The sequence below is a fragment of the Candidatus Thermoplasmatota archaeon genome (genome assembly GCA_018814355.1).
In the GTDB taxonomy this organism is placed as follows: Archaea; Thermoplasmatota; Thermoplasmata; order UBA10834; family UBA10834; genus COMBO-56-21.
Map to the genome: position 1 here is coordinate 1 of JAHIZT010000028.1, position 5,213 is coordinate 5,213.

The window sequence follows — 5,213 nt, forward strand, 5'->3', positions numbered from 1 at the left end:
ACGACAGACAGGACCGCAGACGAGGGATACCTCCACGCGGGCATCAGGCGCGAGAAGCAGATGAAGAGGATGGTCAAGAGGCTCGCGGAGGACGGTATCCGTGGCGGCGCGACGCCGGTCGTGCAGGAGAGCAGCGTCGAGCCGCGGGCCGTGGCTCCGATCAAGGCGGGGCCTGCTCAGCGAACGATAGACGATTACGGTGGAGGCGCAAGGTGAATGTCGAGGTCGGTGGACTGGATGCAGGTCATCGGCGCCGTAGACGAGACCGGCACAGCTAAATAGGGCCGGTCAACTTTGGACCGCCGGAACCGGTCAGCTTTCGGCCGGCGGTGCCAACGAGGGCTGGTCGGCCCGTTCGGGACCCGTTCAGGGGCGAGCAGACATGGCAAGGTCGACGAGGCGTTCAACCGGCAGGAGAGCCAAGGGGCCGCGGAGGTTGACTGTCTACAGCTTCAAGGTGTCGTTGCATCGGCGAAAGGACCTGTACAGGACGATAGCTATCGGAGCCAACAACTCGCTCGAGGACCTCCACATCGCGATCCAGGAGGCGTTCGATTGGGACGCGGATCATCTGTACTCGTTCTTCTTGAGCGGCAAGCTGTGGGACCAGGACACCGAGTATACCGTGCTCGACGACGAGTTTGCGCTCGACTACGATCTTCCGCCATCGAGGGACACGCGGAAGGCCAGGATAAGGGATCTGGGCCTTGAGGTGGGGGCAAAGTTCCTTTATCTCTTCGACTACGGCGACAATCACATGTTCGCCGTGGAGCTGATCGGCAGGGGCAAGCAGGTCGTCAAGGATGAGCTCCCGACCATCATTGACCAGAGGGGCAGGTCGCCGGAGCAGTACCCTGACGTGCCCGAATGAGACGTGGGCAAGGGCATCGCACGCCCCGTTCTTCTGGACGCGTTGTCGCCGGGGCGCAGGCCAGTTGATGAACATGTCACGCGTCAGACGCATCGGCGTGCGTCGCCCAAGCGTACCGTCGGGGTGAGGGACAGGTCCGTAGCGCCGTGTGCGAAGGTGTACAATGGACGCAATATTAATCTATTACTGTACATATCTAAGCATCGATTATCATGTGGGACAAGATTACAAACAACTTCGAGAAATACCCGTCCCAGGCGAAGGTGGCCAGATATCTCCTGAAGTATGGATTGCGCATCGAGAAGGACCAGGTCCTATGCGGGGACGTCCAGATTGCTGATTCGGCACTTGCCCGAGCTGCCGGCGTGGACAGACGAGTCGTGAAATCGACGATTGAGACGATAAAGGGAGATCCCACGCTTCTCAGGTTCTTTTCCCAGCTCCTTCCGACGAATCACCTGAAGAACGCCGCATCTGCGATGGGCTGGAGCGCTATCGAGATTGTCCCTACGAACGCTCACGAGCCCGGAATAATCGCGGCGGTCGCGGACATTCTTCAGAAGGGGAACATCAGCATTAGGCAGGCGATCGTGGACGATCCGATGACCTCTGAGGAGCCGAAGCTTTTCATCGTGACAGAGAGCCAAGTTCCACCCGAGCTGATACCGGCAATCCGGCAGGCCAAGGGAGTCAAGGGAGTCACCATATACTGAGAGAGGGTTGCTAATAACGGCGTTATGCCGCGTTAATTGCAGCTGGCTCATTGGCAGGAGGAGAAAGCAGAAACAACCTGGCTAATGGAAATACTTAAGTATAGGCTCTACTCTTATCTACCACGGTGTTCGTTACGCCACCTAGAACATTGACGGTCAAGGTAAGCGACAAGGAATACGATATGATCCAGCGCGCAAGAACCGAGCTCAGGCGAAGAGGACTCGATGACGCTGGTATTAGCGAGGGGGAAGTGGAGAAATTCGATTGGGGTAGTCTGGCACTCGGCGCGATTGTCGGAATTGGTGCCTACGTCCTATTGCGAGAACTGCTCAAGGAGAAGTGACAGAGGAAATGACAAAGATGGATAGGAAGAACGATCTGCTTAGTGATCCAGTGGTCCGTTTCCTTCTCGGAGTTGGAGGCGCAGCCGCCGCAGGCATAGCTGCTAAACTGCTCTATGATCGGTGCTCGAGAGCGGAGAAGAAGGAGTGGAGAGAAAGCCTCCCCCATCATGGTGAAGTCGGAGTGCCAATTCTGATTGGTGGTATCCTCTCGGGCAGTCCAGTTGCAACTGGCTTCGCCTTGGGTCTCATGCTCTCGGATCTAGACGACAAGGACGAATGGTTCAGTGGGGCTCAATAGAATGAGCTGCATTCAAGGTTTGCTCGGAAGTCTGTCTCATGAGATAGAAAGCCAGCTGAAGCCAAACCTTCGAGGAATCAGGGGAATGTTCGTTCAAGCATACTTGCCGCAGACATGGGTTTTCGAGACTGAAACTGAGACAGCCACTTTCGTGGTCGATGCTCGCGGAAATGCTCACGCAGAGGCTGGCGCAAAACCTGATAGGGATGTTACAATACGTTGGAAGCACGATTTCCTAGCATCTGTTCTTAAAACGAGGAGCCGCGCTTCTGTTCCTGGCGGCATTCGTCCGATCTTCATGTTTCATACGCCAAAGGGTCGAAGAGCATTTGACTTTCTGAGAGGGCGGCTGGGATTGTGACTTGTCGGGGTCGAATCTTGAGCAAGGCAATAAAGATGAAATGCTACTCGTGTGGCAAATTCGTCTCCTCAGAAGATGTCTGGACCCATTGCTAGAGCTAGCTTCGCCAGAGGCCCAGGAGATAATATCCGAGAGGTTCTGGGCCGAGGACGATCGCCGGGTCTATCAGTATCTCGAAGCTCTCTCCGTGTGATTCGTACCTTGCGACAATTGCCTCGTCAAGGTCGACCATGATATCAACGCTCAGGCCGCGAGCTTCTTCACGTAGGCCTCCACCTCGGCCTCCGTGAGCCTCCTGAACTTCTCGCCAACCTTAACCAGACCGATCTCGACGGCCTTGGTGTTGAGGCTCTCCTCAGTGCCCTTGGTGAGAGCTTTCAGCCCAAGCAGGATGGCATCGTCTTGGGACAGGTCCTCCTTGTACTCCTCCTCGAAAACGTCCATGACCGCGTTCTTGCCCGCGCCAATGGACCCGGCCTTGTACGCCACGAGAGCGCCGCTCGGGTCTGTCTCGAACAGGTGGCAGCCCTGCTCGTCGACTCCCGCAACCAGGAGTGCGGTGCCGAACGGCCTGACGCCGCCATACTGAGTGTAGTTTTGTTTGAAGTTGCAGAGCCTTTTGACGAGCGTCTCGATATCCATCTTCTCGGCGTAAGTGACCTTGTTGATCTGCGCCAGCATTCTCGCATAGTCGACGAGGACACGCGCATCTGCGACAAGACCTGAGACCGCGCAGCCAATGTGTTCGTCTATCTGGAAGATCTTCTCGATCGATCTCGATTCGATGAGCTTGCTCCCAATCCTCTTGTCGACTATGAGCGCGATGCCGTCCTTGAACTTCAGACCTACGGTCGTTGTTCCCCTCTTGACTGCCTCTCGGGCGTATTCCACTTGGAACAATCTGCCATCGGGCGAGAATACTGTGATAGCCCTGTCGTATGCCATTTGTTCTGGTTGCACGTGTGTGACACCTTTTCTGAAAGTGAAATAAGCTACGCTATTGCTGGATTTTGCCTAGGTGCTAACTCGATATAAAGGTTTTCGGCGAATCCGCGAAGGTATCATCGAGGGTCTGGAAGGTTCAGAACTGCTCTTCGGTCTTTCTGATTCGGGACGTGTACTTGACCTTCAGGGTCTTGATCGTCCTCGATGAACGCAGCGTCATGGACGACATGGACCACTCGGACACGAACTGGAGCAGAGGCAGTACATCAGTTCAGGTCACAGCTCAGGCTCCTCCTTCGCCGCCCCATAAGGGCGGATTCCCGCTCGCTCTTATTGGGGGCATCGCGATAGTGGCCATCATCGCGATCGTGGCAGTCTTCCTGCTGCTCAAGCGCAAGAAGAAGGAAGGAGCTAGGCCGAGCAGCGCTCCGGGCGGAATGGAAGGCATGGCGCCGCCGCCGAGCTAGGCAGAGAGACCAAAAAACCTCTTCCCAAACTCATTTATCACTTTCACGTCGTCTCAAAAACCGACGAGACATAGAGAGAAGTCTCCGATGGAAATTGCAGAATGAGCGGACGGTGCGAACTTGGCCTCCTTCCGGCGTGTACCTTTCTGCTCAGAAGTGCAATGAATAGAAAAGAGGTCTAGTCCCGGCCTCAATTCCGTCCGAATGATTCGCACTGGGGGTAATAGCTCAATGAGGAGCTAGGTCTTTTGCGACCTCATTCTCCGAAAAAAGCCCGTGAGTTAAAGGATCTTTTATGCCTTCATCATGACACCCACAGGGATGGTATGTAGAAGAAGCCACTCGCCAATTCCATGAGCCACCAATGGTCATTTTGACTCTATCGATGCTAACGCTTTTCGCTATCATGCATCGCATCAGAGAATAGAACTCTTTTTGCTATCGGTGGGCCCGAAGGGGATTTGAACCCCTCATGAGCCAGTATGGCGTGACTAGGTTTCAATCAGCAGGGATTGAGGCCAGAGCTAAACCTCTATGTGAAGAGGCCCTCGCAGCTACTTCCAAATCACTTTTCTTCTTCTTTTTGATTTTGCTTCCTATCGTCGATTCTGCAGTCTCGTACCTGGGCTGGGTCATTGTCGGGGTTTGGCCTGTCAAGGCTGGTGTGCATACTGTGGCGTTGGACTACGGCTATTGGCACTACGTTCCACGAGGATGGTTCTGTAGTGCTTACTGGTCATACGACGGACCCGACAGGACCTTGGATTTCTCGTATGACTATCCAGGTCGGTCCACTTTCCACGACGAACTGCCACATCAACCTATGACGCATGAAAATGTGGAAGGGGTTAGTAGATACGAATTCCCTTATCGATGGCATCCTTTTGTGGTCGAGGACCGCCGTGATTTCAATTCATAGCGGGAATCTTACTCTAACCCGAGATCCATCCTGGGTGCCCAGTTTGTCTATGTCCACCTTGTTAAGGTGAATTTCCTTTCGGTCTGCAGTGGGGGACGGTTCTAGGCGAACCTCGGCTTTCTTGCTGGCAGAAAGCAGGATCGCGTTCACGTCAGATCTCAGGCCATGCACGTGTTCTGCGTGCAATCGGGCAACTCCTGAGGCCAGGTCAGAAGCACTGCGCACTCTCAATCTCTTCGTAGACATGTAGGCTCCAGAAAGCGCTGCGTTCTCCTTCAGGAGCTCCTCTGCCAC

The 5,213-nt window shown here is 54.8% G+C and carries 8 protein-coding genes and 1 pseudogene; 6 read left to right on the forward strand and 3 right to left on the reverse strand.

The features are described 5' to 3' along the window. The 5 genes from KJ653_01220 to KJ653_01240 all read left to right on the forward strand — a co-directional run. On the forward strand, nucleotides 1-216 hold a 216-nt coding region (locus KJ653_01220; GenBank protein ID MBU0684458.1), incomplete at its 5' end, for a hypothetical protein. 166 nt (nucleotides 217-382) lie between these two features. After that, nucleotides 383-871: a plasmid pRiA4b ORF-3 family protein gene (locus KJ653_01225; protein MBU0684459.1), complete on the forward strand. Its 489-nt coding sequence runs from the start codon at nucleotides 383-385 to the stop codon at nucleotides 869-871. Nucleotides 872-1,083: 212 nt separating this feature from the next. Beyond that, nucleotides 1,084-1,584 (forward strand): regulator, encoded by a 501-nt coding sequence (locus KJ653_01230; protein MBU0684460.1) that lies wholly within the window; start codon nucleotides 1,084-1,086, stop codon nucleotides 1,582-1,584. Between the two features lie 125 nt (nucleotides 1,585-1,709). Next, the gene (locus KJ653_01235; protein ID MBU0684461.1) at nucleotides 1,710-1,928 is read left to right on the forward strand and encodes a hypothetical protein; all 219 of its coding nucleotides are present in this window, start codon (nucleotides 1,710-1,712) and stop codon (nucleotides 1,926-1,928) included. An 8-nt stretch (nucleotides 1,929-1,936) separates the two neighbouring features. Next, a complete protein-coding gene (locus tag KJ653_01240; protein MBU0684462.1) occupies nucleotides 1,937-2,227 on the forward strand; it encodes a hypothetical protein in 291 nt (96 codons plus the stop codon). Nucleotides 2,228-2,745: 518 nt separating this feature from the next. On the opposite strand, the pseudogene KJ653_01245 reads toward KJ653_01240, so the two are convergent. Beyond that, nucleotides 2,746-2,820 (reverse strand): annotated as a pseudogene (locus KJ653_01245) (ribosome assembly factor SBDS). 11 nt (nucleotides 2,821-2,831) lie between these two features. After that, a complete protein-coding gene (psmA, locus tag KJ653_01250) occupies nucleotides 2,832-3,533 on the reverse strand; it encodes an archaeal proteasome endopeptidase complex subunit alpha (protein MBU0684463.1) in 702 nt (233 codons plus the stop codon). Between the two features lie 176 nt (nucleotides 3,534-3,709). On the opposite strand from psmA, the gene KJ653_01255 reads away from it, so the two are divergent. Next, entirely contained in the window at nucleotides 3,710-4,000 is a 291-nt protein-coding gene (locus tag KJ653_01255; protein MBU0684464.1) for a hypothetical protein, read from the forward strand. Between the two features lie 913 nt (nucleotides 4,001-4,913). On the opposite strand, the gene KJ653_01260 is transcribed toward KJ653_01255, so the two are convergent. Beyond that, the coding region (locus KJ653_01260) for a hypothetical protein (protein ID MBU0684465.1) at nucleotides 4,914-5,213 on the reverse strand (300 nt) is incomplete at its 5' end.